Origin of the sequence: Kaistia geumhonensis (assembly GCF_030815145.1) — a bacterium.
Classification (GTDB): Bacteria; Pseudomonadota; Alphaproteobacteria; order Rhizobiales; family Kaistiaceae; genus Kaistia; species Kaistia geumhonensis.
This window is the reverse complement of sequence record NZ_JAUSWJ010000001.1, coordinates 4,453,308-4,478,146: the sequence shown is the minus strand read 5'-3', so window position 1 is coordinate 4,478,146 and position 24,839 is coordinate 4,453,308. Positions and strand designations below refer to the sequence as shown.

Annotated in this window: 29 protein-coding genes; 13 read left to right on the top strand and 16 right to left on the bottom strand. The window is 67.5% G+C overall.

Annotated features, from left to right (window positions below; all coding sequences use genetic code 11):
* Window positions 1-37: 37 nt before the first annotated feature.
* Entirely contained in the window at window positions 38-895 is an 858-nt protein-coding gene (ttcA, locus tag QO015_RS21245; protein WP_266284329.1) for a tRNA 2-thiocytidine(32) synthetase TtcA, read from the top strand.
* A gap of 56 nt (window positions 896-951) precedes the next feature.
* Here ttcA and QO015_RS21240 read toward each other — a convergent pair whose 3' ends face one another.
* The 4 genes from QO015_RS21240 to purL form a co-directional block, all read right to left on the bottom strand.
* Window positions 952-1,482, bottom strand: coding sequence for a BA14K family protein (locus tag QO015_RS21240; RefSeq protein ID WP_266284196.1), 531 nt, complete (start codon window positions 1,480-1,482; stop codon window positions 952-954).
* 212 nt (window positions 1,483-1,694) lie between these two features.
* Window positions 1,695-2,030, bottom strand: a complete 336-nt coding sequence (gene grxD / locus QO015_RS21235) for a Grx4 family monothiol glutaredoxin (RefSeq protein ID WP_266284194.1) — start codon at window positions 2,028-2,030, stop codon at window positions 1,695-1,697.
* A 125-nt stretch (window positions 2,031-2,155) separates the two neighbouring features.
* On the bottom strand, window positions 2,156-2,389 hold the full coding sequence (locus QO015_RS21230; RefSeq protein WP_266284192.1) for a BolA family protein: 234 nt from the start codon (window positions 2,387-2,389) through the stop codon (window positions 2,156-2,158).
* Window positions 2,390-2,430: 41 nt separating this feature from the next.
* Window positions 2,431-4,644: a phosphoribosylformylglycinamidine synthase subunit PurL gene (gene purL / locus QO015_RS21225; protein WP_266284191.1), complete on the bottom strand. Its 2,214-nt coding sequence runs from the start codon at window positions 4,642-4,644 to the stop codon at window positions 2,431-2,433.
* 137 nt (window positions 4,645-4,781) lie between these two features.
* On the opposite strand from purL, the gene QO015_RS21220 reads away from it, so the two are divergent.
* Window positions 4,782-5,177, top strand: a complete 396-nt coding sequence (locus QO015_RS21220; RefSeq protein WP_266284188.1) for a VOC family protein — start codon at window positions 4,782-4,784, stop codon at window positions 5,175-5,177.
* 3 nt (window positions 5,178-5,180) lie between these two features.
* Here QO015_RS21220 and purQ read toward each other — a convergent pair whose 3' ends face one another.
* The 3 genes from purQ to purC form a co-directional block, all read right to left on the bottom strand.
* Entirely contained in the window at window positions 5,181-5,843 is a 663-nt protein-coding gene (purQ, locus tag QO015_RS21215; RefSeq protein WP_266284186.1) for a phosphoribosylformylglycinamidine synthase subunit PurQ, read from the bottom strand.
* Between the two features lie 65 nt (window positions 5,844-5,908).
* Window positions 5,909-6,151 carry a phosphoribosylformylglycinamidine synthase subunit PurS gene (gene purS, locus QO015_RS21210; RefSeq protein WP_266284184.1) on the bottom strand — a complete coding sequence of 81 codons (243 nt, stop codon included), beginning with the start codon at window positions 6,149-6,151 and terminating at the stop codon, window positions 5,909-5,911.
* A 65-nt stretch (window positions 6,152-6,216) separates the two neighbouring features.
* Window positions 6,217-6,981: a phosphoribosylaminoimidazolesuccinocarboxamide synthase gene (gene purC, locus QO015_RS21205; RefSeq protein ID WP_266284182.1), complete on the bottom strand. Its 765-nt coding sequence runs from the start codon at window positions 6,979-6,981 to the stop codon at window positions 6,217-6,219.
* Window positions 6,982-7,263: 282 nt separating this feature from the next.
* Here purC and QO015_RS21200 point away from each other — a divergent pair, with 282 nt between their 5' ends.
* The 3 genes from QO015_RS21200 (at window position 7,264) to QO015_RS21190 (ending at window position 9,175) form a co-directional block, all read left to right on the top strand.
* Window positions 7,264-7,587 carry a DUF1476 domain-containing protein gene (locus tag QO015_RS21200; RefSeq protein WP_266284180.1) on the top strand — a complete coding sequence of 108 codons (324 nt, stop codon included), beginning with the start codon at window positions 7,264-7,266 and terminating at the stop codon, window positions 7,585-7,587.
* A 24-nt stretch (window positions 7,588-7,611) separates the two neighbouring features.
* Window positions 7,612-8,367 carry an HpcH/HpaI aldolase family protein gene (locus QO015_RS21195; RefSeq protein WP_266284178.1) on the top strand — a complete coding sequence of 252 codons (756 nt, stop codon included), beginning with the start codon at window positions 7,612-7,614 and terminating at the stop codon, window positions 8,365-8,367.
* 109 nt (window positions 8,368-8,476) lie between these two features.
* Window positions 8,477-9,175 (top strand): MIP family channel protein, encoded by a 699-nt coding sequence (locus QO015_RS21190; protein ID WP_266284176.1) that lies wholly within the window; start codon window positions 8,477-8,479, stop codon window positions 9,173-9,175.
* Between the two features lie 69 nt (window positions 9,176-9,244).
* Here QO015_RS21190 and QO015_RS21185 read toward each other — a convergent pair whose 3' ends face one another.
* The 5 genes from QO015_RS21185 to QO015_RS21165 form a co-directional block, all read right to left on the bottom strand.
* The gene (locus tag QO015_RS21185; RefSeq protein ID WP_266284175.1) at window positions 9,245-9,721 is read right to left on the bottom strand and encodes a glutathione peroxidase; all 477 of its coding nucleotides are present in this window, start codon (window positions 9,719-9,721) and stop codon (window positions 9,245-9,247) included.
* A gap of 120 nt (window positions 9,722-9,841) precedes the next feature.
* Window positions 9,842-11,149: an adenylosuccinate lyase gene (gene purB, locus QO015_RS21180; protein ID WP_266284173.1), complete on the bottom strand. Its 1,308-nt coding sequence runs from the start codon at window positions 11,147-11,149 to the stop codon at window positions 9,842-9,844.
* A gap of 153 nt (window positions 11,150-11,302) precedes the next feature.
* A complete protein-coding gene (locus QO015_RS21175) occupies window positions 11,303-12,199 on the bottom strand; it encodes a DMT family transporter (RefSeq protein ID WP_266284171.1) in 897 nt (298 codons plus the stop codon).
* 139 nt (window positions 12,200-12,338) lie between these two features.
* The gene (gene rpsD, locus QO015_RS21170; RefSeq protein WP_266284169.1) at window positions 12,339-12,956 is read right to left on the bottom strand and encodes a 30S ribosomal protein S4; all 618 of its coding nucleotides are present in this window, start codon (window positions 12,954-12,956) and stop codon (window positions 12,339-12,341) included.
* Between the two features lie 181 nt (window positions 12,957-13,137).
* A complete protein-coding gene (locus QO015_RS21165; RefSeq protein ID WP_266284167.1) occupies window positions 13,138-14,274 on the bottom strand; it encodes a transglycosylase SLT domain-containing protein in 1,137 nt (378 codons plus the stop codon).
* Between the two features lie 293 nt (window positions 14,275-14,567).
* Between QO015_RS21165 and QO015_RS21160 the strand changes: the two genes are divergently transcribed.
* The 4 genes from QO015_RS21160 (at window position 14,568) to QO015_RS21145 (ending at window position 17,907) form a co-directional block, all read left to right on the top strand.
* Window positions 14,568-15,602 carry an LLM class flavin-dependent oxidoreductase gene (locus QO015_RS21160; protein WP_266284165.1) on the top strand — a complete coding sequence of 345 codons (1,035 nt, stop codon included), beginning with the start codon at window positions 14,568-14,570 and terminating at the stop codon, window positions 15,600-15,602.
* A 72-nt stretch (window positions 15,603-15,674) separates the two neighbouring features.
* The gene (locus QO015_RS21155) at window positions 15,675-16,646 is read left to right on the top strand and encodes a glycosyltransferase family 2 protein (RefSeq protein WP_266284164.1); all 972 of its coding nucleotides are present in this window, start codon (window positions 15,675-15,677) and stop codon (window positions 16,644-16,646) included.
* On the top strand, window positions 16,643-17,488 hold the full coding sequence (locus QO015_RS21150; protein WP_266284163.1) for a ChbG/HpnK family deacetylase: 846 nt from the start codon (window positions 16,643-16,645) through the stop codon (window positions 17,486-17,488). Before QO015_RS21155 ends, QO015_RS21150 begins: the two co-directional genes overlap by 4 nt.
* Window positions 17,488-17,907, top strand: coding sequence for a GtrA family protein (locus QO015_RS21145; RefSeq protein WP_266284161.1), 420 nt, complete (start codon window positions 17,488-17,490; stop codon window positions 17,905-17,907). Before QO015_RS21150 ends, QO015_RS21145 begins: the two co-directional genes overlap by 1 nt.
* Here QO015_RS21145 and QO015_RS21140 read toward each other — a convergent pair.
* From QO015_RS21140 to QO015_RS21130, 3 genes are all read right to left on the bottom strand, one after another.
* A complete protein-coding gene (locus QO015_RS21140) occupies window positions 17,873-19,069 on the bottom strand; it encodes a glycosyltransferase family 87 protein (protein WP_266284159.1) in 1,197 nt (398 codons plus the stop codon). The genes QO015_RS21145 and QO015_RS21140 overlap by 35 nt on opposite strands.
* Window positions 19,070-19,134: 65 nt before the next feature.
* Window positions 19,135-19,935 (bottom strand): glutamate racemase, encoded by an 801-nt coding sequence (murI, locus tag QO015_RS21135; protein ID WP_266284157.1) that lies wholly within the window; start codon window positions 19,933-19,935, stop codon window positions 19,135-19,137.
* A complete protein-coding gene (locus QO015_RS21130; RefSeq protein WP_266284156.1) occupies window positions 19,932-20,759 on the bottom strand; it encodes an RNA methyltransferase in 828 nt (275 codons plus the stop codon). Before QO015_RS21130 ends, murI begins: the two co-directional genes overlap by 4 nt.
* Before the next feature lie 143 nt (window positions 20,760-20,902).
* Between QO015_RS21130 and QO015_RS21125 the strand changes: the two genes are divergently transcribed.
* The gene (locus QO015_RS21125) at window positions 20,903-21,457 is read left to right on the top strand and encodes an HdeD family acid-resistance protein (RefSeq protein WP_266284155.1); all 555 of its coding nucleotides are present in this window, start codon (window positions 20,903-20,905) and stop codon (window positions 21,455-21,457) included.
* A gap of 37 nt (window positions 21,458-21,494) precedes the next feature.
* Here QO015_RS21125 and QO015_RS21120 read toward each other — a convergent pair whose 3' ends face one another.
* The gene (locus QO015_RS21120; RefSeq protein ID WP_266284153.1) at window positions 21,495-21,734 is read right to left on the bottom strand and encodes a hypothetical protein; all 240 of its coding nucleotides are present in this window, start codon (window positions 21,732-21,734) and stop codon (window positions 21,495-21,497) included.
* Window positions 21,735-21,981: 247 nt separating this feature from the next.
* Here QO015_RS21120 and QO015_RS21115 point away from each other — a divergent pair, with 247 nt between their 5' ends.
* The 3 genes from QO015_RS21115 (at window position 21,982) to QO015_RS21105 (ending at window position 24,836) form a co-directional block, all read left to right on the top strand.
* Window positions 21,982-23,196 carry an NADP-dependent isocitrate dehydrogenase gene (locus QO015_RS21115; protein ID WP_266284152.1) on the top strand — a complete coding sequence of 405 codons (1,215 nt, stop codon included), beginning with the start codon at window positions 21,982-21,984 and terminating at the stop codon, window positions 23,194-23,196.
* 69 nt (window positions 23,197-23,265) lie between these two features.
* A complete protein-coding gene (locus QO015_RS21110) occupies window positions 23,266-23,970 on the top strand; it encodes a hypothetical protein (RefSeq protein ID WP_266284151.1) in 705 nt (234 codons plus the stop codon).
* A gap of 68 nt (window positions 23,971-24,038) precedes the next feature.
* Complete coding sequence (locus QO015_RS21105; RefSeq protein ID WP_266284150.1) at window positions 24,039-24,836, top strand: class I SAM-dependent methyltransferase; 798 nt, start codon at window positions 24,039-24,041, stop codon at window positions 24,834-24,836.
* Window positions 24,837-24,839: the final 3 nt, after the last annotated feature.

Below are 24,839 nucleotides of genomic sequence, written 5' to 3'. Positions count from 1 at the left end.
GCCTTCGCGAGACCCGGAGTTCCCCATGACCGTCACCATGACGACCGAGCCGATCGATCTCGACGGGGACGACGACGAAGCGGGCGTCGCGCATCCGCTCTTTCATGATGCGCCGAAGAGCGTCGCCTTCGCCAAGCTTCGCAAGCGGCTCGTTCGCCAGACCCGTGCGGCGCTCGACGATTTCGGCATGGTGCGACCGGGCGATCGCTGGCTGGTCTGCCTGTCCGGGGGCAAGGATTCCTACGCGCTGCTCGCCATGCTGCTCGACCTCAAATGGCGCGGGCTGCTGCCGGTCGACCTCCTCGCCTGCAATCTCGACCAGGCGCAGCCGGGCTTTCCGCAGGACGTACTGCCCAGCTTTTTCGACGGCATCGGCATGCCCTATCGCATCGAACGGCAGGACACCTATTCCGTCGTCGTCTCGAAGGTACCGGCCGGGCGTACCTATTGCGCGCTCTGCTCGCGGCTTCGGCGCGGCCATCTCTATCGCGTCGCGCGCGAGGAAGGGTGCCAGGCAGTGGTGCTCGGCCATCACCGCGAGGATATCCTGGAGACCTTCTTCATGAACCTCTTCCACGGCGGCAAGCTCGCCGCCATGCCGCCGAAGCTCGTCAACGACGAGGGCGACCTCTTCGTGCTCCGCCCCCTCGCCTATGCCGCCGAGGACGACATCGCGCGCTTCTCGCAACTGATGGAGTTCCCGATCATCCCCTGCGATCTCTGCGGTTCGCAGGAAGGGCTGCAACGCAACCAGGTGAAGGCGATGCTCGCCGACTGGGAGCGGAAGTCGCCCGGCCGCAAGGACGTGATGCTGAAGGCGCTCGGCAACGCCAACCCATCGCATCTGCTCGACCGCGGCCTGTTCGATTTCGCAGGACTGGACCTCGGCCGCTGACGCGAAAACGCCGCGGCCCTTGCGGGTCGCGGCGCATCGGAGGTGTCGGCGTTCGATCAGCGCATCACGCAGCGATGCTGAAGTCCGTCATAGCCGGTATAGGTGCCGGTCGCCGGGTTGAACGAGCGATAGCGCTGCGAGCAGTAGGCGATGTAGGCATTCGTGTTGTTGTTGGCCTGAGCGTTGGCAGCAGCGCCGCCTATGATCGCGCCGGCCGCGAGCCCGAAAACGCCCGCCGCGAGGGCGGCGTTATAGTTGTTGTAATAGTAGCGGCCCTGATAGCCGGGGCGATAATAGTAGCCCGGCCCGCGCCAGCCCGGATGACGATAGCCATAGCGGGGCGGCGGCGGGCGATTCCAGCCCGGCCCGCGCGGCGGTCCACCCTGCCAGCCCGGGCCGCGGGGCCCGCCCTGCCAGCCGGGGCCGCGATGATGCCGGCCGTTGTTCCAATTCTGCGCCACGTCATAGGAACCAGCGCTGCGCGTCGTGGACTGGGCGCTGGCCGTCGAGGCGCCCGCGAGGGCGCTGCCGATGAGCATCGCCGCCGAAAGGCCGGTTGCGACAACGGTCTTCATGGCTCTGAGCATGGCAAACCTCCTTGGTTTCTTCGACCCGGCCTTCACCTTCCCAAGGGTGGAGCCGAGGTCGGTCGTTCTAGCCGCCTGCTTGCGGGGAGAACGGCCGACGCCGGTTCCGGTTCCGATTGTTGTCCGGATGGAAAAGAGTGCGAAGACAAAAAGAGCCGCGGCATGCCGCGGCTCTTTTGAGAACAGAAGGCCGTACGAGACGAAGGGCCGGATCAGGCCGACTGCGCGACCGCGATGCCCTTCTCGGTCAGATAGGCCTGGATTTCGCCGGCCTGGAACATCTCGCGCACGATATCGCAGCCGCCCACGAACTCGCCCTTCACATAGAGCTGCGGGATGGTGGGCCAGTTGGAATAGTCCTTGATGCCCTGGCGGATGTCCGCATCGGCGAGCACGTTGATGCCCTTGTAGTCGACGCCGAGGTAATCGAGGATCTGCACGACCTGGCCAGAGAAGCCGCACTGCGGAAAGGCCGGCGTGCCCTTCATGAACAGCACGACGTCGTTGGACTTCACTTCATTGTCGATGAGGGTCTGGATATCGGACATTGACTTCACCTTTCGAGGCGACACGGCAGAGGGGAAGGCGCGTCGCTGAGATGGACTTCTCTAGGCTCGTCCGCCGGCCGGAAGCAAGCAAAGCCCGCCTCCGGAACGGCCGAACGGCGCGATGTTCATTCCGGCGCGCTCGTCTGCAGCGCCAGAGCGTGCAGCGCGCCGCCCATATTGCCCTTGAGGGCCGCATAGACCATCTGGTGCTGCTGCACGCGGTTCTTGCCGCGGAAGCTCTCCGATACGACCTCGGCCGCATAATGATCACCGTCGCCTGCGAGATCGCGGATCACGATCCGCGCATCGGGCAGCGCCGCCTTGATCAGGCCTTCGATTTCGCGCGCATCCATCGCCATGGTCAGTCCCCGCCGGTTGCCGCTGCGTCACGGAGGGCCGATCAGATTTCGCCCGCCATGAAAGCCGGGAACCAATTCTCGTGGGCCTCGGCCAGATTTGCAACGGATATGGTGGCCAGGCCCTCGACATCCAAGCCGTCGCCGCCGACGGAGCCGATTTGCGAGGCCGCGACGCCGGCCGAAGCCGCGCTCGCCAGCACGGCGGCGACATCCCCGGCTGCCAGGGTCACGACATAACGCGCCTGATCCTCGCCGAAGAGCCACGCATGCGGCGTCGCGACATCGGCCGGCAGGCGAATCACGGCACCGATGCGGCCGGCCATGGCCATTTCGGCGAGCGCGACGGCGAGTCCGCCATCGGAGATATCGTGGCAGGCGGTGACGCCGCCGCCGCGAATGAGACCACGCACGAAATCGCCGACCCGCCGCTCCTCGCCGAGATCGACCGGGGGCGGAGCCCCCTCCTCGCGACCGAGAACCTCGCGCAGATAGATCGACTGTCCGAGATGGTTGCCGGGCTTGCCGATCAGCAGGATCGCATCCCCGGCCTTCGCGAAGGCGATGCGCGCCATCACCGAGAGATCGGGCAAGAGGCCGACGCCGCCGATGGCCGGGGTCGGCAGGATGCCGACGCCGCTCGTCTCGTTGTAGAGCGAGACATTGCCGGACACGATCGGGAAATCGAGCGCGCGGCAGGCGGTGCCGATGCCCTCGATGGCGCCCACGAACTGTCCCATGATCTCCGGCTTCTCGGGATTGCCGAAGTTGAGATTGTCGGTCGCGGCCAGCGGCTCGGCGCCGACGGCGGTGAGGTTCCGCCAGCATTCGGCGATCGCCTGCTTGCCGCCCTCGAAGGGATCGGCCTCGCAATAGCGGGGCGTCACGTCGAGCGAGAAGGCGAGGGCCTTCTTTTCATGGCCCTCGACGCGGATGACGCCGGCGTCGCCGCCTGGCTTCAGCGCGGTGTTGCCCTGGATCAGATGGTCATACTGCTCCCAGACCCAGCGGCGCGAGGCCATGTCGGGCGCGCCGACGATCTTCACGAGCGCGGCGGCGTAGTCGTTCGGCTCGGGAATGTCGGCGGCGGCGATCGGCGCGGGCGGCGCCTTGCGGGTGAAGGGCCGGTCATATTCCGGCGCCTGGTCGCCGAGATCCTTGATCGGCAGGTCGGCCACGACGTCGCCATGGCGGAGGATGCGGAAGCGGAGATCGTCCGTCGTGCGGCCGACAACTGCGAAGTCGAGGCCCCATTTGCGGAAGATCGCCTCGGCCTCGGCCTCCTGCGCCGGGTTGAGCACCATGAGCATGCGCTCCTGGCTCTCGGAGAGCATCATCTCATAGGCGCTCATGCCCTCCTCGCGGCAGGGCACCTTGTCGAGGTCGAGCTCGATGCCGAGATCGCCCTTGGCGCCCATCTCGACGGCCGAGCAGGTGAGGCCGGCAGCGCCCATGTCCTGGATGGCGATGACGGCGCCCGTCTGCATGAGTTCGAGACAGGCCTCAAGCAGCAGCTTCTCCGAAAAGGGGTCGCCGACCTGAACCGTCGGGCGCTTCTCCTCGATGCTCTCGTCGAATTCGGCCGAGGCCATGGTCGCGCCGCCGACGCCGTCGCGTCCGGTCTTGGAGCCGAGATAGACGACCGGCAGGCCGACGCCTTCGGCCTTCGAGTAGAAGATGCGATCGGCACGTGCGAGGCCGGCGGCGAAGGCGTTGACGAGGATGTTGCCGTTGTAGCGCGGGTGGAAATTGACCTCGCCGCCGACGGTCGGCACGCCGAAGGAGTTGCCATAGCCGCCGACGCCGGCGACGACTCCGGAGACGAGATGGCGCGTCTTCGGATGCTCCGGCGCGCCGAAGCGCAGCGCGTTCATCGCCGCCACCGGCCGCGCGCCCATGGTGAAGACATCGCGCAGGATGCCGCCGACGCCGGTCGCCGCGCCCTGATAGGGCTCGATGAAGGAGGGGTGGTTGTGGCTTTCCATCTTGAAGATGATCGCCTCGCCATCGTCGATATCGACGACGCCGGCATTCTCGCCCGGTCCGCAGATGACGCGCGGCCCCGTGGTCGGCAGCGTGCGCAGCCACTTCTTCGAGGATTTGTACGAGCAGTGCTCGTTCCACATCGCCGAGAAGATGCCGAGCTCGGTGAGGGTCGGCGTGCGGCCGATCAGGTCGAGGATGCGCTGGTACTCGTCGGGCTTCAGGCCATGGCTGGCGACGAGCTCGGGCGTGATCGGCGTATCGTTGGGCAGCACGGAAAACCTCGCTCTCAGGGCGTCAGCGTCGGATAGTGCGGCAGCGCGCGCATGTAAATGGCGCCGGCGAAAATGCTGCGCGGCGTGACGGAATCGGCGATGGTCGGGCGGGATCACACTCCGGGAGCCGAGTTCGCATGCGCTTCAACCACGTCGCCCACCGCGTCGCCGCCGATCGGTTCGAGATCGTCGTGTCGCTCTTCACCGAGCGGCTCGACTTCATCGAGCTCCGGCGCACCGAACGGGCGATCTGGCTGCGGCAGCGCGGTGCCAATATCGATCTCCAGTTTTCCCGCGTCGCCGAAGCGCGTGCCGATGACGCCGACCGCGCCCGCGGGCAGGTCTCGTTCCTCTCGGATACCCCCCGCGCCGATCTCGAAGCGCTCCGCGACTGGCTTGCCTGCCGCGGCCTCGCCTCCAGCGTCGGCGCCTATTCGGAGCGCGAGTTCTATCTCGACATTCCCGAGGCGCTGGTCGGCTTCGTCATCGAGGCGATGCTGCCGGAACTTGCCGACTATCCCGTCAGCGTCTGAGGATCAGGCGACGGCGCGGAGCGCGCTCTCGAAAAGCGGGCGGCCGTCCGTGCCGCCATTCAGCGGCTCGATGAGATTTTCAGGATGCGGCATCATGCCGAGGATGTTGCGCTTCTCGGACAGGATGCCGGCGATGTCGTCGATCGAGCCGTTCGGATTGCCGACATAGCGGAACGCGATCCGGTCCTCGCCCTGGAGGCGCTTCAGCGTCTCCTCGTCGGCGCGATAATTGCCGTCGCCATGCGCCACGGGGCTGCGGATCACCTGGCCCTCGGCATAGCCGCTCGTGAACTGCGAGGCGGTCGTCTCGACCCGAAGCTCGACCTCGCGACAGATGAACTTGAGCCCGGCATTGCGCATCAGCACGCCCGGCAGAAGCCCGGCCTCGCACAGGATCTGGAAGCCGTTGCAGACGCCGAGCACGGCGACGCCGCGCTCCGCCTCGCGGGCGATCGCCGCCATGATCGGCGCACGGGCCGCGATCGCGCCGGAGCGCAAATAGTCGCCATAGGAGAAGCCGCCGGGCACGACGATCAGATCGACCTTCGGCAGTTCGGCCTCCGCATGCCAGACAACGGCCGGCCTCGCGCCGCCGATCTTCTCCAGCGCCGCGATCATGTCGCGCTCGCGATTGGACCCGGGGAAGACGACGACGGCGGATTTCATGCGAAAGCTCTCGGACGAACGTGGTGAGGGTCGGAAAACCGGCTCGGCACTTGGAGACGCGTGCCTCAGCCCACGATCTCTACACGATAATTCTCGATCACCGTGTTGGCGAGGAGCCTGGCGGCCATGGCCTCCAGCTCGGTCTTCGCCGCGTCGGCGTCGGTCGCCGTCAGCTCGATGTCGAACACCTTGCCCTGGCGCACGCCGTTGACGCCGGAAAAGCCCAGCGATCCGAGCGCGCCTTCGATGGCCTTGCCCTGCGGATCGAGGACGCCGTTCTTCAAGGTGACGGTGACGCGGGCCTTCATGTCATCTCCGGTTGCGCTGCGACATCAAATGACAACGGCCGCCCGGAGGCGGCCGTCGAAGTGGCTTACTGCACCAGAACCGGCCCACCGCCGGACGGGCGCTCGGGCTCGATCAGGATGCCGAGACGGCGCGCGACTTCCTGATAGGCTTCGACGAGACCGCCCATATCGCGGCGGAAGCGGTCCTTGTCCAGCTTGTTCTGCGTCTGCACGTCCCAGAGGCGGCACGAATCGGGCGAGATCTCGTCGGCAACGACGATCCGCATCATGTCACCTTCCCAAAGACGTCCACACTCGATCTTGAAATCGACGAGCTGGATGCCGGCGCCGAGGAAGAGGCCGGAGAGGAAATCGTTGACGCGGATGGCGAGCGCCATGATGTCGTCGATTTCCTGCGGCGTCGCCCAGCCGAAGGCGGTGATGTGCTCTTCCGAGACCATCGGATCGTCGAGCTGGTCGGCCTTGTAGTAGAACTCGATGATCGAGCGCGGAAGGACGGTGCCTTCCTCGAGGCCGAGGCGCTTCGCCAGCGAACCGGCGGCAATGTTGCGCACGACGATCTCGAGCGGAATGATCTCCACTTCGCGGATCAGCTGCTCGCGCATGTTGAGGCGGCGGATGAAATGCGTCGGGATGCCCATCTTGTTGAGATGGGTGAAGATGTGTTCCGAGATGCGGTTGTTGAGCACGCCCTTCCCGTCGACGACCTCGTGCTTCTTCTTGTTGAAGGCGGTGGCGTCGTCCTTGAAGAACTGTATCAGCGTGCCGGGCTCAGGTCCTTCGAAGAGGATCTTGCCCTTGCCCTCATAGATGCGCCGACGGCGATTCATGGGCACATACCGTGGTTTGAGGAAATCCATATAGCCGGGGTTCCATCGTAGGGGGATTCGCCGCGGCGAAGCTCAGCCGTACGGCTTCCAGGCGAGCCGTTCGAGCGGCTGGAACCTACCCGATCGTTCCCGGATTCACAATGAGCGATCCATGCGGCCCTTTTGCCGGTCTGGCGGCCTCTCGTTGGCATGGATCAAGGGGTTGACGTTGATTTGGGGTATCCTCCGCGATATGCAAGGCCGCACACGGCAAAGGCCACCGACGATCAAGCGGAGAACCCGATGACGACGTTCGACCAGCGCAAGGACGCTTTCGAGAACAAGTTCGCTCACGACGAGGAACTGCGCTTCAAGGCGACCGCCCGCCGCAACAGGAAGCTCGGCATCTGGGCGGCTGGCCTGCTCGGCAAGAGCGGCGAGGACGCCGCCGCCTATGCGACCGAGGTGGTTGCGGCCGATTTCGAGGAAGCGGGCGACGACGACGTCTTCCGCAAGATCCGCGCGGATTTCGACGCCGCCGGCGTCGCACAGTCCGACCATCAGATTCGCCGCACGATGGACGAGTTGATGGCCGAGTCGGTCGCCGAGATCAGGTCGGCGGGCTGAACCGCCCCGACCGGCGGAGCTTCCATGGTGGCACTTTCATTCGACACCGGCGCGTCGCTGACCGCCTGGGTTACGATGCCTGATGCCATCGTTGCCGAAAGCGCCGCGCGCGCCGGCTTCGACAGCGTCACGCTCGACATGCAGCACGGTGCCCACGACCCGGTCAGCGTGATGCGCGCGATCGGCAGCGTCGTCATGGCCGGCAAGCCGGCGGTGGTGCGGGTTCCGGTCGGCGATTTCGCGATGGCGAGCCGCGCGCTCGATATGGGCGCGGCCGCCATCATCGCGCCGATGATCAATTCCGCCGCCGACGCCGAGGCATTGGTCGCGGCCACGAAATACCCGCCCGTCGGCGAGCGCAGCTGGGGCGCGACGCGCGCCATCCAGCTGAAGCGGACCGATGCAGCCAGCTACCTCGCCTCCGCCAACGGCGAGACGGTTGTCTTCGCGATGATCGAGACGGTCGCGGCGCTCGATGCGCTCGACGCCATCCTCGCGGTGCCGGGCCTCGACGCCGTCTTCATCGGACCGTCCGATCTCTCGATCGCACTCGCGAACGGGGCCAGCGTCGATCCGATGCGCGCCGACAACCAGGCGGCGGCGACGCGCGTTCGCGAGGCCGCGCAGCGACTCGGCAAGCGCGTCGGCATCTTCGCGCTCACCGGCGCGCAGGCGAAGCTCTATCGCAGCCAGGGCTATGATTTCATCGCCGTGGGCGCCGATACGGCCTATTTCGCGCTCGGCGCCGGCGCCATGCTCGCAGAAGCGCGCGCCGACTGAGCCGCATAGCGGCGCCCGACGCCGCTGCGTACACTTTTGTACAGTTTCCCCGAGCTCGGCTATGCTTCGAGGCGGCGGCAGTTCAAGCCGCTACCGGGGGACTATCATCATGAGAAAAGCAGTGGCCGAGTTTCTCGGCACCTTTACGCTCGTCTTCTTCGGCTGCGGATCGGCAGTCATCGCCGGGCCTGCGATCGCCGGCGCGACGACGGTCGGCGTGCTCGGCATCGCCTTTGCCTTCGGCCTTGCCATCGTCGCGATGGCCTATGCGATCGGCCCGATCTCCGGCTGTCACGTCAATCCGGCGGTCAGCCTCGGCGCGCTGATCGCGGGCCGGATGAGCGCGGGCGACTTCATCACCTATGTGATCGCGCAGGTCGCGGGCGCCATCATCGGCGCGCTGGTGCTCTATGTCATCATGACCGGCAAGGCTTCCGGCTGGACCGGCGGCATGGGCGCCAATGGCTGGGGCGCCGGCTATCTCGGCGAGTACAACACCGCTTCGGCGCTGATCTTCGAGATCGTCGCGACCTTCATCTTCGTCGTGGTGATCCTCGGCGTGACGCACAAGCTGGCGCTCGGCCATTTCGCCGGCCTCGCCATCGGCCTGACGCTGGTGATGATCCATATCGTCGGCATCAACGTCACCGGCGTCTCGGTCAACCCGGCGCGCAGCATCGGCCCGGCTCTCTTCGCGGGCGGTCAGGCGCTTTCGCAGCTCTGGCTGTTCATCGTCGCGCCGTTCATCGGCGCCGCGCTGGCGGGCTTCGTCTTCAAGGCCGGCATTCTCTATGGCGAGGACACCTGAAGCCTGGGCGCGGGAGGCGGCGCGCCGCCTCCCGACACCGCCGACGGCCTCTCGAGGGCCGCAGGCGTGTCAGGTCTTCGCCAGTTCGCGCTCGACGGCGGCGATCACCGCCGGATCTTCCGGTGTCGTCTTCGGCGAGAAGCGGGCCGCAACGCTGCCGTCGCGGGCGATCAGGAACTTCTCGAAATTCCAGCTGATCGGCTCCTCGCCCGCCAGCGCCGCATAGAGCGGATGGCGGTCCGCTCCGGTGACGGCAATCTTGGCGAACATCGGGAAATCGACGCCGTAGGCGGAGCGGCAGAAGCTCGCGATCTCCTCGTTCGTCCCCGGCTCCTGGCCGGCAAAGTCGTTCGCCGGGAAGCCGAGCACGGCAAGCCCGCGGCCGCGATAGCGCCGGTAGAGCGCCTCCAGACCGTCATATTGCGGCGTCAGCCCGCATTGCGAGGCGACGTTCACGATGAGCAGGACCTCGCCGGCATGATCGCCGAGGCTGGCCTCGCTTCCGTCGATACGGCGAAGCGGGATCTGGTAGAGCGGAGCGGGCATCGTTGACCTCGGCACGATGAAGAAGGCCGCTCCGAAATAGCGTCGGAAATGGCCGCGACAATGGCCGGAGCGGGCCCGTCGAGAGGTTTTTTCCACTCGCCGGCCGAGAACGCCAGCCCCTCAGATTTCGCCGAAGACGCGGCGGAAGATCGTGTCGACATGCTTGGTGTGGTAGCCGAGGTCGAACTTCTCCTCGATCTCGGCCGGCGACAGCACCGCGGTCACGTCGCCGTCGGCCTTGAGCTCCGTCAGGAAGTCGGCGCCCTGTTCCCAGACCTTCATGGCGTTGCGCTGCACCAGCGCATAGGCGTCCTCGCGCGATACGCCCTTCTGCGTCAGCGCGAGCAGGACCCGCTGCGAATGCACGAGGCCACCGAGGCGGTCGAGATTCCTGCGCATGTTCTCGGGATAGACGACGAGCTTCTCGATGACGCCGGCAAGGCGATGCAGCGCGAAGTCGAGCGTCACCGTCGCATCGGGGCCGATCATCCGCTCGACCGAGGAATGCGAGATGTCCCGCTCGTGCCAGAGCGCGACATTCTCCATCGCCGGAACGACCATGCCCCGCACCAGCCGCGCGAGGCCCGTCAGGTTCTCGGTCAGCACGGGATTGCGCTTGTGCGGCATCGCCGAGGAACCCTTCTGGCCGGGCGAGAAATACTCCTCCGCCTCCAGAACCTCGGTGCGTTGCAGATGGCGGATCTCGGTCGCGATGCGCTCGATCGACGAGGCCACCACACCGAGGGTCGCGAAATACATCGCGTGCCGGTCGCGGGGAATCACCTGCGTCGAAACCGGCTCGACCTTGAGGCCGAGCGCCTCTGCCACATGTTCCTCGACGCGCGGATCGATGTTGGCGAAGGAGCCGACGGCGCCGGAGATGGCGCAGGTGGCAACCTCCTCGCGCGCCGCGATGAGGCGCTGGCGGGCACGGTCGAACTCGGCATAGGCCTGCGCCAGCTTGACGCCGAAGGTCGTCGGCTCGGCATGGATGCCGTGGCTGCGGCCGATGGTGACCGTATCCTTGTGCTCGAAGGCGCGCGTCTTCAGCGCCGCCAGCACGCGGTCGAGATCGGCGATCAGGATGTCGGCGGCCCGGACCAGCTGGATGTTGAAGCAGGTGTCGAGCACGTCGGAGGACGTCATGCCCTGATGCACGAAGCGGGCATCCTCGCCGACGATCTCCGCGAGATGCGTCAGGAAGGCGATCACGTCATGCTTGGTGACGCGCTCGATCTCGTCGATGCGGGCGACATCGAACTCGGCGGCCTTCCCCCTCGCCCACACGGTCTCGGCCGCCGATTTCGGTATCGTGCCGAGTTCCGCCAGCGCATCGAGCGCATGCGCCTCGATCTCGAACCAGATCCGGAAACGTGTCTCGGGCGACCAGATCGTCGTCATCTCGGGGCGCGAATAGCGCGGGATCATCGGCGGCGTCCTCTCGTTTTCGAGGGCGGTCTAGCATCGCGGGGCGAGAGCGACAATCCCGCGACGAGCTCAGCGGGCCGGGAGAGGTCAACGGCGCGCGCCGGCATCGCCGGGCGGGGACGGTGCGGCCGGCGCCCCGCCACGCAGACGCTCTCAGCGGCGGCCCAGATTGACGATGAGGACGCCGCCGATCGCCATCGCGCCGCCGACGAGCGAGAGCAGCGTCGGCACCTCGCCGAGCCAGACGATGCCGATGATCGTCGCCGTGGGCGCGATCAGATAAAGGAAATTGGACGCCCTGCCCGCCGAGAAGCGCTTCAGCGCGATCGCCCAGGTGAGATAACCGACGACGGTCGGCAGGATGGCGAGATAGGCGACCGAGAGCACGGTCTCTGCGGGCGCCGCCGACAGCGCGCCGAACGCCGACGGCAGCGCCGGCGCCACCGGAAGCGCACCGATCAGCAGGATCCAGGCCGTCACCGTCAGCGCGGGCATGCGCCCCAGCAGCGGCTTCTGCAGGATCGTCGAGATCGAGGTGCAGAAGGCCGATCCGACGATCAGCAGCGCGCCGGGATCGAGCTCGAAATGTTCCCCTCGCCCGAAAGCGATGAGTCCGACGCCGCTGAACGAGACGAGCGTGCCGAGCCAGCCCGCGAGCCCGAACCGCTCGCCGAGCAGCGGCGCGGCGATCAGCGCCACGATGACCGGATTGACCTGAAGGATGAACGAGGCGGGTCCCGCGGGGACCGTCCGCTCGCCGGTGTTGAGCAACACGGCATAAACCGAGATGAACAGCGGCCCGACAATGGCGAGGCGCAGCAGGTCACGCTTCGAGGGAAGCGTCGGCCGCGCGATCAGGAGATAGAGCCCGGCCGGCACGGCGGCCGCGCAGTAGCGCGCCGCCGCGAGTTCGATCGGCGAGAGATGCCGGAGCCCGACCCGGATCGCCGCGAAGGCCGAGGCCCAGGTGACGATCGTGACGATCACCGCCAGATAGGCGAGAAGGTCGTTGCGGCCGGTCGGGCCAGGGGCCGCTGCCGTGGTCGCCATCCGCGATTCTCCCTGGCGGCAAGGCCATCGTGATAAGCCGTTCGGCGGCCCGGCGCGACCCGAAACCGGCATCGGCCGGAGGCCCACAAACACAAAGGCCGCCCGGAGGCGGCCTTTGCAGAGATCGAAGGATCCGAAATCAGCGCGAGTAGAACTCGACGACGAGGTTCGGTTCCATCTGGACCGGATAGGGAACGTCGGCGAGGCCCGGAGCACGGGCGAAGCGCGCGGTCATCTTGTTGTGGTCGACCTCGATGTAATCGGGCACGTCGCGCTCGGCGAGCTGCGTGGCCTCGATCAGGATCGCGAGCTGCTTCGAGGATTCCTTGACCTCGATGAGGTCGCCGACCTTGACGCTGTAGCTGGCGATGTTCACGCGGCGGCCGTTGACCTTGATATGGCCGTGCGAAATGAACTGGCGCGCGGCGAACGGGGTCGGAGCGAACTTGGCGCGATAGACCACGGCGTCGAGACGGCTCTCGAGCAGGCCGATCAGGCTTTCCGACGAGTCGCCCTTGCGGCGCGTCGCCTCGGCATAGATCTTCCGGAACTGCTTCTCGGAGATGTTGCCGTAATAGCCCTTCAGCTTCTGCTTGGCACGCAGCTGCGTGCCATAGTCGGAAACCTTGCCCTTGCGGCGCTGGCCATGCTGGCCCGGGCCGTATTCGCGCTTGTTGACCGGGCTCTTCGGGCGGCCCCAGAGGTTCTCGCCAAGGCGCCGGTCGATCTTGTGTTTGGACGAAGCACGCTTCGACATCGCATATCCCATGCAAAAGAGTTCAGGGACACGCGCCCTCCTCTGCCCGCCGGAGCGGACCGACAGGAAAGGACGGTGAAGTCCCTTCCACGGGTGCGTGAAAAACGCTGCGCGGGCCCGAAGGCCCGCGCGACAAGCGGCTATCTATCGAAGAGGAGCCGCCCTGTCAAACGACTGACATCTACTGGAGCGCCCCGGTCACGACCGGGCGCGAACGCGGCACCGGCACGGAGGACTGGGCAACCACGACCGGCGCGGCAGCGGCAGCGGCAGGTTCGGCGGCGGTCGGCGCGACGGCCGTCGGCGCAACGGCCATGGCGACACCCGACTCGATCGCCACATCGGGGCGCGAACGCGGCACCGGCATGTCGACCGCGGCAACCGCGACATCGGCGGCGGACGCATCCACCGTTTCCGCGTCGACGCTGGCAAGGGCGCCGGGCTTCGGACGGGGAATCGGGGCCGTAGGATCGGCGACCGGCGACATCACCGGCGGCTCGATTGCCGCCGCGAGGACGGCGGGCGCGGTCGATGCCGGCGCGGTCAGCCCGGTCGAGCGCGAGAACGGCAGCACGGAGGCATAGACCACCTGCGGCTTGGCCACGGCCGGCGCCGCGGCGATCGCCGCCGGAGCCTCGGCCTTCGCGGCCGCAGACGCTGCCACGGGCTTTGCCGTCTCCACCGATGCGACGGAGGCCTGCACGACCGTCGGCGAGGCAACGGCCGGCTCCGGCTCGCCCGGCTTCGGCCGCGGCGTCGGCGCCAGAACCGCGGCGAAGGCATCCGCCGGTCTGGCATCCTCCTCGCCGCTCCACAGCCCGCCGGTCTCGCCGGCGCTCTCGACCATGGCGAGGACGGTCGGCGCCTGGCCGATCGGCCTGAAATTGTCGACGGTAATCATCTCGTCCAGAACGCGCCGCCGCTTGGCCTCGTAATAATAGCCGGTGCGGTAGAGCATGTGGCCGCGGGACATGTTGCCCTTGGCGGCCGTCAGCGAATTCGAGAGATAGGCGATGCCGAAGGCGAGATTGGTCTCGGCGTCGAGGAGGCCCGATGGCGGCCCCTTGTATCCCATGCCCTTGGCAGTGTCGTAACGGATCTGCATCAGGCCCCAGTAGGGACCGTTGCGAGCCAGAGGCCTGTACTCGCTCTCGGTCTGCACCACCTTGCGGGCGAGGGCGACCGGGACATTGTAGCGCTTCGCATAATAGACGATCAGCGCATCGATCTTCGCCTTCTCCTCCGCGGTGGGATATGGCGCCGAGGAGCGGGCAGCGGCAGGAACGGCGCCAAGGCCGGCGATGACCGCAACGGTCAATGCGAGGCCAACGATGCCGGACCGGCCGGCGAGGCGTCGGATGCTCCCTTTTCGGGAGGCTTCTTCATGCGATGACGGCATCGGAATCGGGTCGTCTCCGGTGTCGCGAGGGCTCGTTTGGCCGGCCCTCATCGACGCACATATTACCGGATAATTACGCTCTGCGAAGTCCCCCGCGAATCCTCTTGGGTGTGGCAGCGCTGCAAGGCAGGAAAATCAAGGCCTTGCCCCTGACGCCGGGGCGCCGCGATGCCTATCTCAAGGCACCCCCGAACTCCCAGCGGAGCATATCCATGCCGAAACTCGGCCAGACGCCGCTCTCCGTCCTCGACCTTTCGTCCATCCGCGCCGGCGGCACAATCGCCGACGCCTTCGCCCGCACGGTCGACCTCGCCCGCCACGTCGAGCGCCTCGGTTTCAACCGCTTCTGGCTGGCCGAGCATCACAACATGCCCGGCATCGCCTCTTCCGCGACGGCGGTGCTGATCGGCCATGTCGCCGGCGCCACCAGCCGCATCCGCGTCGGCTCCGGCGGCGTGATGCTGCCCAACCATGCGCCGATCGTCATCGCCGAGCAGTTCGGCACGCTGGAAGCGCTGTATCCCGGCCGTATCGATCTCGGCCTCGGCCGCGCGCCGGGCACCGATCCGCTGACGACGCGCGCGCTCCGGCGCGATCTCGCCGACGACGACAACGCCTTCCCGCAGAATGTGCAGGAGCTGCTCGCGCTGCTCGCGCCGGCCGGCGAGAACCAGAAGGTGCGGGCCGTGCCGGGCGCCGGCTCCAACGTTCCGGTCTGGCTGCTCGGCTCGTCGACCTTCAGCGCCCAGCTTTCGGCGCTGCTCGGCCTCCCCTTTGCCTTCGCCAGCCATTTCGCGCCGCAGCGCCTGATGGAAGCGATCGAGGTGCACCGGCACTATTTCCGGCCGTCCGAATATCTCGACAAGCCCTACATCATGGTCGGCCTGCCGGTTACCGCCGCCGACACCGACGAGCGCGCGCAGTATCTCGCGACGACGCAGCACCAGCGTCTCGTCAATCTCGTGCGCGGCAAGCCGACCGTGCTCCTGCCGCCGGTCGAGAGCATGGACGGGCTCTGGGACGAGCGCGAGGAGGCCTATGTGCGCTCGCATCTCGGCGTCGCGGCGATCGGCGGCCCCGACACCGTCCGCCGTCATCTCGAGCGGATGCTGGCCGAGACGGGCGCCGACGAGCTCATCGTCACCTCCGACTTCTACGACCATGCCGACCGGCTCCGTTCGTTCGAGATCCTGGCCGAGCTCAAGGCAGCCGACCAGGCCGTGGAGCCCGTCCGCGCGGCGGGATGACATTCGGATCGATCCTGCTAGGTTGCGCTCGTTTCGGCGGGGCATGGCGTCCCGCCGCCGGAGCCGGAGTGAATGGCGGAGCGGATCACGGTCGTCGTGCCGGTCTTTAACGAAGCGGTGGGACTGCCGCTTTTCGTGCAGCGCCTGACGCCCGTCATGGAGGGGCTCGGCGTCGACTGGAGCGTGCTGTTCGTCAATGACGGTTCGTCCGACGGGACGCTGGAGCGTCTCAAGCGGCTGAACGAAGAAGACCCGCGCTTCACCGCCATCTCGCTCAGCCGCAATTTCGGCAAGGAGACGGCGATCGCCGCCGGTCTCCACTATGCCGCCGCCGATGCCGTCATCCTCATGGACGGCGATACGCAGCATCCGCCGGAAATGATCCCGGCCTTTGTCGAGCGCTGGCGGGCCGGGTACGAAGTCGTCCTCGGCTCGCGCGAGGGCATGGCGGAGGAAGGGGCACTGCGCCGCTTCTATTCGCGCGGATTCCACGCGCTGTTCCGCCTCATCGCCGCGACGCGGCTTCCGCGCGGGGCGGTCGACTTCCTGCTGCTCGACCGCAGGGCCGTGGACGCGATGAACCGTCTCGGCGAGCGGTCCCGCTTCTCCAAGGGCCTCTATGCCTGGATCGGCTTCCGCCAGACCACGCTTCCCTTCGCGGTCGGCGGCCGGGCGGCGGGCCATTCCAGCTTCAACTTCCGCCGCCTGCTGCATTTCGCTGTCGACGGAATCGTGTCCTTCTCGACCGTGCCGCTCAAGGTCTGGTCCTATCTCGGCCTGGTGGTCTCGGCCTTCGCCATGGTCTACGCGGTGCTGTTCCTGATCCGTACCCTCGTTTCGGGTACCGACCAGCCCGGTTTTCCCTCGCTGATCGTCTCGATCATGTTCTTCTCGGGCGTGCAGCTCATCTCCCTCGGCGTGCTCGGCGAATATGTCGCGCGCATCTATGAGGAGGTGAAGCGCCGCCCGCTCTTCCTGATCGGCGAGGAGATCGGCGTCAGCGAGCCCAAGCAGGGGCGCCGCGTCGGCGACATGCCTTCGTGAGCCGGCGTGTCGTGCTTTCGGCCGACGACTACGCCATCTCGCCGGCGGTCTCGGACGGAATCCTCGAACTCGTCGGCGCCGACCGGCTTTCGGCAACGGCCGCCATGGTGACCTGGCCCGACTGGCCGCGCGAGGCGCCGCCGCTCGTTGCGCAGAAGAACCGCGTCGCGATCGGCCTGCATCTGAACCTCACGGCAGGCGCGCCGCTCGGGCCGATGCCGCGTCTCGCGCCTTCGGGCGCCCTGCCCTCGCCGTCACTGTTCCTGAAGGGCGGCGCACGCGGCGCGGACGCGGAGATCGCCGCCGAGGTCGACCGCCAGCTGGACCGCTTCGAGGATGCGGCGGGCATGGCGCCGGATTTCGTCGACGGCCATCACCATGTGCATATCTTCCCGCCGGTCCGCCGGGCGCTGATCGCCGCGCTCCGCGCCCGCTATCCCGGCCGGCCGCCGCTTGTCCGCAATCCCGGAGACCGGCTCTCCCGCATCCTCGCCCGCCGCCACTTTCTGGTGAAGGCGGCCGGCGTCGCCTGGCACGCCCGGGGCCTTGCGCAGGCGCTGGCGGAAGCCGGCCTTCCGAGCAATGACGGATTCTCGGGCTTTTCCGCCTTCTCCGGGGCGACGCCCTATGACCGCGAGATCGACATCGCGCTCGTCGCGCGCGGCGAGCGGCCGCTGATGATGTGTCATCCCGGCCGCGTCGATGCGACGCTCGGCGCACGCGACACGATCACCGCACGCCGCATGCAGGAGCTGGAGACCCTTTTGGCGCGGCGCGATCTCGGCGCCTGGCTCTGGCGCTGCCGCCGCGATGGCGACGGGCGTGTCCTGTGGTGGCAGTGATGATCAGGCGAACGCTCTCCAACCCGCGGCTCCGCCACATCGTGCATTTTGCGATCGCCGGGTTCAGCGCCTTCTTCGTCGACGCCGCGATGCTGCAGCTGCTGCTGGCCGCCGGGCTCGGGCCGCTGGTGGCGCGCCCCTTCGCGATCCTGACGGCGATGGTCGTCGGCTGGCTGATCAACCGCACCTGGACCTTCCCGATGCCCGGCCGGCCACGGCTGCGCGAATTCATGCGCTACGCGGCCGTCGCCTCGCTCTCGGCGGTGATCAATTACGGCGTCTATGCCGCGATCCTGATCCTTCGGCCGGCGACGATCCCGTTCGTCGCGCTGGTGATCGCGACGGCGATCTCCACCGTCGCGTCCTATTCGGGCTACCGCTTCTTCACCTTCCGCCATCGTCCGAAGCCGTCCGCCTGAGGCAGTCGGCGACGAGGAACGGCAGGTAGACGAGGCAGAGCAGCGGGTCCCACCAAAGATCCGTCGCGCGCAGCATGGCGGTGCCGAGGCCGCCGGCGGCCAGCATCACCGCGAGCGCGGAATAGAGGATCGGCCGCTTGCGTTCGCCGTCGGCGCTCCAGCCGAGCACGGTCGCGATGCCGAGCGTCGCGCCGAGCATGAGATAGGTCTGCGCCTCGGTTCGCGGGCTCATCAGCATGAGATAGACGACCGACAGCGCGTAGAGATTGATCATGCCGCGCACGCGGCCGTTCCGACGCAAGGCGACGGCGCCGAGCGCGAGCGTCGCCAGCGCCGCGACGATGCGCATCGCGGTGAGCACGCTCTCCGGCGCGACGATGCCGAGCTTGCCGAGAAGGCCGGTGATGTCGGACCAGCGGCCGAGATCCGGCGCACCGGCGATCAGCACCTTGTGGATGCCGAGACCGTAGAGCTCCAGGGCGCGCGAGGGGTCGGGATGGACGAGCGGCAGGGCCATCAGGACGACGAGAGCCACGACGAACCGCCCGATGACAGCGGGCTGCAGCGCGGCGACGAGCAGGATATAGACGATCGCGAGCGGCTTCAGCGCGAAGGCGAGCGCCAGCAGGATGCCGGCCGACCACCAGCGCCGCTCGATCACCGCGACGGTGGCGATGAGCATCAGCGCATAGAGAATCGTCGTCGCCTGGCCGTTGCGCAGCGAATTGGCGGCGCCCGGCAGCGCGACCAGCAGCGCGACGCCGGCCGACAGCCAGACCGTTCGCCGGTCGAAACGCGGCAGTGCGACGCGCAGCGTTTCGGCGACGCCGAAGGCGAGAAGCCCCGCCGAGACCGCGCGCCAGGCGATGTCGCCGAGCTGCGGCCCGAGCAACGCGAAGGGCGTGTAAAGGACGGCGAAGCTGGGCAGATAGATGAAGCCGGCCGTACCCTCGCCGAAAATGTCCTGCCCCGCCCACCAGCCGAGCGAGCCGACCCGGTAGATCGGCACGACGCTGCGTGCTTCGGGATTGATGGCGACCATCACGAAGACGACGAGGTTGAGGATGGCGAAGAGGGCCAGCCCGACGCCGCCGAGATGAAGGGTCCATGGCGCGGGAGGCGCGACAGGACGGCGGACATGGGCGCTGTCGTAGGTTGTCATGATCGTGTTCTGTCTGTTGCTGTCCCGCCCTCGCGGGCCGGCAAACTAGGCCGGCCCTTCGCGGCTCACAAGGGATCGCCCGTCTCGGGCGTGAGGCCGTAGGTCTCGAGGAGCGGCACGAGCGCAGGCGACCACGCCTTCCCCGACGAAAGCCGCGCGCTGCCCGGAACCCTCATCATGCTCGGCGTCTCGTCGAGCCCGAGCAGCGACACGACCCGTCGCGCGATCGCATCGGCCGGGTCGATCCAGGCGACGGGCCAGGGCGCGATACGGCGGAAGCGATCGACGAGGAACGGGTAATGCGTACAGGCGAGCACCACCGCATCCGTGCGCTTCCCGCCAACGTCGATGAAGGCGGGCTCGATCTCGGCGAGGATTGCCGCGTCGTCCACGGCATCGCCGCGCATGGCGCTTTCGGCAAGGGGAGCCAGCTCGAAGGATCCGACGAGGCGGACGTGGCAGGCCTGCGCGAAGTCCCGGATGAGCGCGCGCGTGTAGTCGCGTCGCATGGTGCCGGGCGTCGCGAGCACGCCGATGACGCCGCTCTTCGTGCGCTCCGCCGCAGGCTTGACCGCCGGGACCGTGCCGACGAACGGGATGGTGTGCGCCGCGCGCAGGGCCGGCAGAACGAGCGTCGAGGCAGTGTTGCAGGCGATGACGACCGCATCGGGCGAATAGCGGGCGATCAGCCGCCCGACGAGGTCCACGACATGCGCTCCCAGCGGCCCCTCTTCCCAGTCGCCATAGGGAAAGGCCTTGTCGTCGGCAACGTAGACGATGCCCGCCCGCGGCACGCGCCGCCTGATCTCGGCGAGCACCGAGAGACCGCCGATGCCCGAATCGAACACCAGCAGACGGGCGCTCATAGCGCCTCCTCCTCGTCCGCCTCGCGGCTGGTCGTCAGCGATCCATCGCTGCGGCGTCGCGGCCGGGTCGGGCGATTCTCGAGCGCCGCGATGACGCCGCGCATCGTGCGGATGTCCTGCTCCGTGAACGAGGCCTTGGTCAGCATCGCGCGCAGCGTCTGCACGACGACAGGCTTCTTCTCGGCCGGCCGGAAGAAGGTCACCGCGTCGAGCGCCCGTTCGAGATGCTCGAAGAGGCCGGTGAGTTCCTCCTTGGTGGCGGGACGGCTGGGGTTGGGCGTCTGGAAGGGCAGCCCGCCCTCTTCCTCGGCAAGTCCACTGCGCCGCCATTCATAGCCGAGGATCAGCACGGCCTGCGCGATGTTGAGCGAAGCGAAGCGCGGGTCGACGGGCAGCGTCACGATCTCGTCGCAGAGCGAGATCTCCTCGTTGAAGAGCCCAACGCGCTCGCGCCCGAAGAGAATGCCGGTGCCGGTGCCGGCCGCGGCATGGCCGCGCAGGATCGCCGCCGCCGAGGCCGGACCGCGCACCGTCTTCACGACCTCGCGCGAACGCGCCGTCGTCGCGATCAGGAAGCCGAGATCGGCGACGGCATCGGCGAGGCTGTCGAAGACGCGGATGCGGTCGAAGACATGATCGGCGCGGCTCGCGGCGCGGCGCGCGCTCTCGTTCGGCCAGCCGTCGCGCGGATTGACGATCCGGAGATCGCCGAGACCGAAATTGGCCATGGCGCGCGCCGCCGTGCCGATATTCTCGCCGAGTTGCGGCTCGACGAGGATGATGGCGGGGCCATCGGCGAGAAGACGGTCGGCGTTATGGGTCATCGGCAGGAGCGGCTCGGTTTTCCCGTTCCCTACCGCATCGCTCGGCGCCGTTCCAGTCACGGCCCGACGAGCAGCGTCCGCCGTCATTGTGCTGAAGCGCGGCTTGGTTCAAAATCGGCGTCGGAGCTTGGGAGCACAACGCCATGTCGAACGTCACGGTCCGCAACATTTCCACGACGGTCCAGCAGAAATGGGGCTGGTTCGTCGCCCTCGGGATCGTGTTTCTGATCGGCGGGTTCTTCGCCATCGCGATGCCGCTGGTTTCGTCGCTCGCGGTGGGGATCTTCCTCGCAGCCGTGCTGGTGGTCGCCGGCGTGGTGCAGATCTGGCAGAGCTTCAGCGTCCAGAGCTGGACCGGCTTCCTGTGGCAGCTTGTGATCGGCGTCGTGATGCTGCTCGGCGGCATCGCCATCTACATGTCGCCCGCGACCGGCTCCTTTGCGTTGACGCTCGTCATCGCCGCCGTGTTCATCGCCAAGGGCATCTTCCAGATCATTCTCGGCTTGCGCATCCGCCCGCATGACGGCTGGGGCTGGATCGCCGCCGCCGGCGTCATCGCGCTGATCGCCGGCGTGATGATCCTCACCAACTACCCGTTCTCGGGTCTCTGGGTCCCCGGAACTCTGGCCGGCATCTCGCTGATCTTCACCGGCTGGAGCTATATCGCGCTCGGCCTCGCCGCGAAGCGGATCGCCTGAGGCGATCCGGCAGCGCAACGGCGACGACGTCGAACGGTCAGTTCGACGTCGCGGGCCGGAGCTTCAGCCAGACATAACCGAGCGTCGTCAGGAACAGCGCCAGGATCGCTGCGTTCTCGTCCGCCCAGGTAACGGCGGGGGACGCGACGACGTTGCGCGCGGCGGCCGTGGCGAGGCCGATGAAGACCACGGCGCCCGCCCAGCCGACCAGGCCGAGCATCAGGGTCAGCGCCGCCTTCAGCATGAGCGTTTCGATCAACTCGTGCAGATCGGACATGGTGGACTCCGGGGCTGTCGGTAGCGGCCCGGATCGCAGCGCATCCCGGCCGATGCATTGCAACGGCAAGGCCGGCCCGCCGTTCCCGCACGGAGCCACAAAATCGCCCTGTTCCTTAACCGGCGCTGCGCCGCCGCGCATTGGCGCTCCCGGGCGGCGATGCTATAGCAGGCCGGGTTTCTCATGCCCGATCGCGCCGGCCTCCACCGCCGCGAGGGCTTCCGAACGAAGGCGAGGCGAACAGTCCATGGCGAAGATCAAGGTAGCGAATCCGGTCGTCGAGCTCGACGGCGACGAGATGACCCGCATCATCTGGCAGGCCATCAAGGACAAGCTGATCCACCCCTATCTCGACATCGACCTGCAGTATTTCGACCTCGGCATCGAGCATCGCGACGCGACGAACGACAAGGTCACGGTCGAGGCGGCTGAAGCGATCAAGAAGGTCGGCGTCGGCGTCAAATGCGCGACGATCACGCCCGACGAAGCACGCGTGAAGGAGTTCAACCTCAAGGAGATGTGGAAGTCGCCGAACGGCACGATCCGCAACATCCTCGGCGGCGTGATCTTCCGCGAGCCGATCATCTGCAAGAACGTGCCGCGCCTCGTTCCCGGCTGGACGCAGCCGATCATCGTCGGCCGCCACGCCTTTGGCGACCAGTATCGCGCGACCGACTTCAAGGTGCCCGGCAAGGGCCGCATGACGATCAAGTTCGAGGGCGAAGACGGCACCGTCATCGAAAAGGAAGTGTTCAAGTTCCCGGGCGCCGGCGTCGCCATGGCGATGTACAATCTCGACGAGTCGATCCGCGAATTCGCCCGCGCCTCGCTGAATTACGGCCTGATGCGCAAGTATCCGGTCTATCTCTCGACGAAGAACACGATCCTCAAGGCCTATGACGGCCGCTTCAAGGACCTCTTCCAGGAGGTGTTCGACAACGAGTTCGCCGCCGACTTCAAGGCCGCCGGCCTCACCTATGAGCATCGCCTGATCGACGACATGGTCGCCTCGGCGCTGAAGTGGTCCGGCGGCTATGTCTGGGCGTGCAAGAACTATGACGGCGACGTTCAGTCCGACACCGTCGCGCAGGGCTTCGGCTCGCTCGGCCTGATGACCTCGGTCCTGCTGACGCCCGACGGCAAGACCGTCGAGGCCGAGGCGGCGCACGGCACCGTCACCCGCCATTATCGCGAGCACCAGAAGGGCAAGGAAACCTCGACCAACTCGATCGCGTCGATCTTCGCCTGGACCCGCGGCCTCGCCCACCGTGCGAAGCTCGACGACAATGCCGAGCTCGCGAAGTTCGCTGCGACGCTGGAGAAGGTCTGCGTCGACACGGTCGAAGCCGGCTACATGACCAAGGACCTCGCCCTCCTGGTCGGCCCCGACCAGAAATGGCTCTCGACAACCGGCTTCCTCGACAAGGTCAGCGACAACCTGACCAAGGCCATGGCCGGCTGAGAGCCGCCGATCACGATGTCACGACGGCGCGGGTGTCCCCCGCGCCGTTTTGCTTATGCGGATGGAACGATGTCAGACCCCGTCGTGCTCGCAGCCTGGAACAATGCGGATTGGTGCGACGCCGTCTCGCGCGCACATGGGGCCGCGTGCCGGTTCGAGCCGGGGTTCTGGATCAATGGCGGCGACGCGCCGCCCTTCTATCCCAATCTCGTCACGACCGATCCCGACGCCACCGACCAGCAGCTGACGGCGATCGAGCTACTGGCCGAGCAACCCGGGCGCGGGATCGGCATCAAGGACAGCTTCTCCAGGCTCGACCTCTCTGACATCGGTCTCCAACCGATCTTCGACGCCGACTGGCTCTGGCTGCCGCCGACGGCGGCGCTAGCGGCGGGCGTAGCAGATTTCGGCGTCGCGGTGGTCGAAGCGGCCGACGAGCTGGCGCTCTGGGAACGCGCCTGGGGAGGCATGGAGAATGGCGGCAGGGTCTTTCCTCCGTCGCTCCTCGACGACGAACGGATCAGCTTCCTCGCCCTCACCCGCGAAGGCCGGATCTTGGCAGGGGCCGCCCTCAACCTTTCGAACGGCGCGATCGGCATCTCCAACGTCTTTCTCGGCGGCGACGAGGCCGCGCTCGCAGCCCTCGTCGAGGTCGCCCGGCGCCGCGCGCCGGGCCTGCCGGTCGTCGGCTACGAATCGGGCGACGATCGCACGCCCTTCCACACGCTGGGCTTCGAGAGCATCGGGACTCTGCGCGTCTGGATTCGCCCCTGACGCGAACGGGACTGGCGCGTTCAACCCGGCGCGACTAGGCTCACCTCATTGACGAGCGGGGTGATCCGATGACGTCGATGTCGAGCGGAAATGCCGAACAATATTCCGACAGCCGCAAGCTCGCGGCGCGCGGCCGACTGTTCTCGCAGTCGATGGTGGCCGAAACGCCCTGGTTCGAATGGGTCGCCCGGCGCCTGCCGCTCGCAGTCGGCAACCGCTTGCTCGACATCGGCTGCGGACCGGCCTGGTTCTGGGCTTCCGCGGCGCCGCATGTTCCGGCCGGGCTCGATCTGACGCTCGCCGATCTTTCGCCCGGCATGGTGGAGGAGGCCGTCGCCCGCTGCGCCGCCCTGCCCTTCGCCTCGGTGACCGGCCGGATCGCGGACGCCGCCTCGCTGCCCTTCGCCGACGAGAGCTTCGACCTCGTCCTCGCCATGCACATGCTCTACCACGTCGCCGATCCGGCCGCGGCGATCGCGGAGGCGCACCGGGTGCTGCGCCCCGGCGGCGCGCTCGCCGTCACCACCAACGGCATCGGCGACATGCGGGCGATCTATGAGCTGACGACCGTCTTCGGCGGTTCTCCCGTCAATCCGGCCGCGCTCGCCTTCGGCTTCGAGGACGCCGAACGCTCGATGGGCGCATGCTTCGGCGCCGTCGAGACCGCCATCCACCCGGCCAGCATGCGTGTCGCGGATCCGGAAGACGTCATTCTGGCAATGACCTCGTTTCCGCCGGGCGACCGCGCCAGCGAGACCGAACTCGCGGCCTTCCGGGCCTCGGTCGAGGAGGCGTTCGCGCGCGGCGGCGGGGTGCTCGCATGCCCCAAGGAGACCGGTCTCTTCATCAGCCGCAAGGCGGCGTGAACG

Coding starts and splice junctions, on each gene's coding strand:
- ttcA (WP_266284329.1), top strand. CDS start 38: ATGACGACCGAGCCGATCGATCTCGACGGGGACGACGACGAAGCGGGC.
- QO015_RS21240 (WP_266284196.1), bottom strand. CDS start 1,482: ATGCTCAGAGCCATGAAGACCGTTGTCGCAACCGGCCTTTCGGCGGCG.
- grxD (WP_266284194.1), bottom strand. CDS start 2,030: ATGTCCGATATCCAGACCCTCATCGACAATGAAGTGAAGTCCAACGAC.
- QO015_RS21230 (WP_266284192.1), bottom strand. CDS start 2,389: ATGGCGATGGATGCGCGCGAAATCGAAGGCCTGATCAAGGCGGCGCTG.
- QO015_RS21220 (WP_266284188.1), top strand. CDS start 4,782: ATGCGCTTCAACCACGTCGCCCACCGCGTCGCCGCCGATCGGTTCGAG.
- purQ (WP_266284186.1), bottom strand. CDS start 5,843: ATGAAATCCGCCGTCGTCGTCTTCCCCGGGTCCAATCGCGAGCGCGAC.
- purS (WP_266284184.1), bottom strand. CDS start 6,151: ATGAAGGCCCGCGTCACCGTCACCTTGAAGAACGGCGTCCTCGATCCG.
- purC (WP_266284182.1), bottom strand. CDS start 6,981: ATGAATCGCCGTCGGCGCATCTATGAGGGCAAGGGCAAGATCCTCTTC.
- QO015_RS21200 (WP_266284180.1), top strand. CDS start 7,264: ATGACGACGTTCGACCAGCGCAAGGACGCTTTCGAGAACAAGTTCGCT.
- QO015_RS21195 (WP_266284178.1), top strand. CDS start 7,612: ATGGTGGCACTTTCATTCGACACCGGCGCGTCGCTGACCGCCTGGGTT.
- QO015_RS21190 (WP_266284176.1), top strand. CDS start 8,477: ATGAGAAAAGCAGTGGCCGAGTTTCTCGGCACCTTTACGCTCGTCTTC.
- QO015_RS21185 (WP_266284175.1), bottom strand. CDS start 9,721: ATGCCCGCTCCGCTCTACCAGATCCCGCTTCGCCGTATCGACGGAAGC.
- purB (WP_266284173.1), bottom strand. CDS start 11,149: ATGATCCCGCGCTATTCGCGCCCCGAGATGACGACGATCTGGTCGCCC.
- QO015_RS21175 (WP_266284171.1), bottom strand. CDS start 12,199: ATGGCGACCACGGCAGCGGCCCCTGGCCCGACCGGCCGCAACGACCTT.
- rpsD (WP_266284169.1), bottom strand. CDS start 12,956: ATGTCGAAGCGTGCTTCGTCCAAACACAAGATCGACCGGCGCCTTGGC.
- QO015_RS21160 (WP_266284165.1), top strand. CDS start 14,568: ATGCCGAAACTCGGCCAGACGCCGCTCTCCGTCCTCGACCTTTCGTCC.
- QO015_RS21155 (WP_266284164.1), top strand. CDS start 15,675: ATGGCGGAGCGGATCACGGTCGTCGTGCCGGTCTTTAACGAAGCGGTG.
- QO015_RS21145 (WP_266284161.1), top strand. CDS start 17,488: ATGATCAGGCGAACGCTCTCCAACCCGCGGCTCCGCCACATCGTGCAT.
- QO015_RS21140 (WP_266284159.1), bottom strand. CDS start 19,069: ATGACAACCTACGACAGCGCCCATGTCCGCCGTCCTGTCGCGCCTCCC.
- murI (WP_266284157.1), bottom strand. CDS start 19,935: ATGAGCGCCCGTCTGCTGGTGTTCGATTCGGGCATCGGCGGTCTCTCG.
- QO015_RS21130 (WP_266284156.1), bottom strand. CDS start 20,759: ATGACCCATAACGCCGACCGTCTTCTCGCCGATGGCCCCGCCATCATC.
- QO015_RS21125 (WP_266284155.1), top strand. CDS start 20,903: ATGTCGAACGTCACGGTCCGCAACATTTCCACGACGGTCCAGCAGAAA.
- QO015_RS21120 (WP_266284153.1), bottom strand. CDS start 21,734: ATGTCCGATCTGCACGAGTTGATCGAAACGCTCATGCTGAAGGCGGCG.
- QO015_RS21115 (WP_266284152.1), top strand. CDS start 21,982: ATGGCGAAGATCAAGGTAGCGAATCCGGTCGTCGAGCTCGACGGCGAC.
- QO015_RS21110 (WP_266284151.1), top strand. CDS start 23,266: ATGTCAGACCCCGTCGTGCTCGCAGCCTGGAACAATGCGGATTGGTGC.
- QO015_RS21105 (WP_266284150.1), top strand. CDS start 24,039: ATGACGTCGATGTCGAGCGGAAATGCCGAACAATATTCCGACAGCCGC.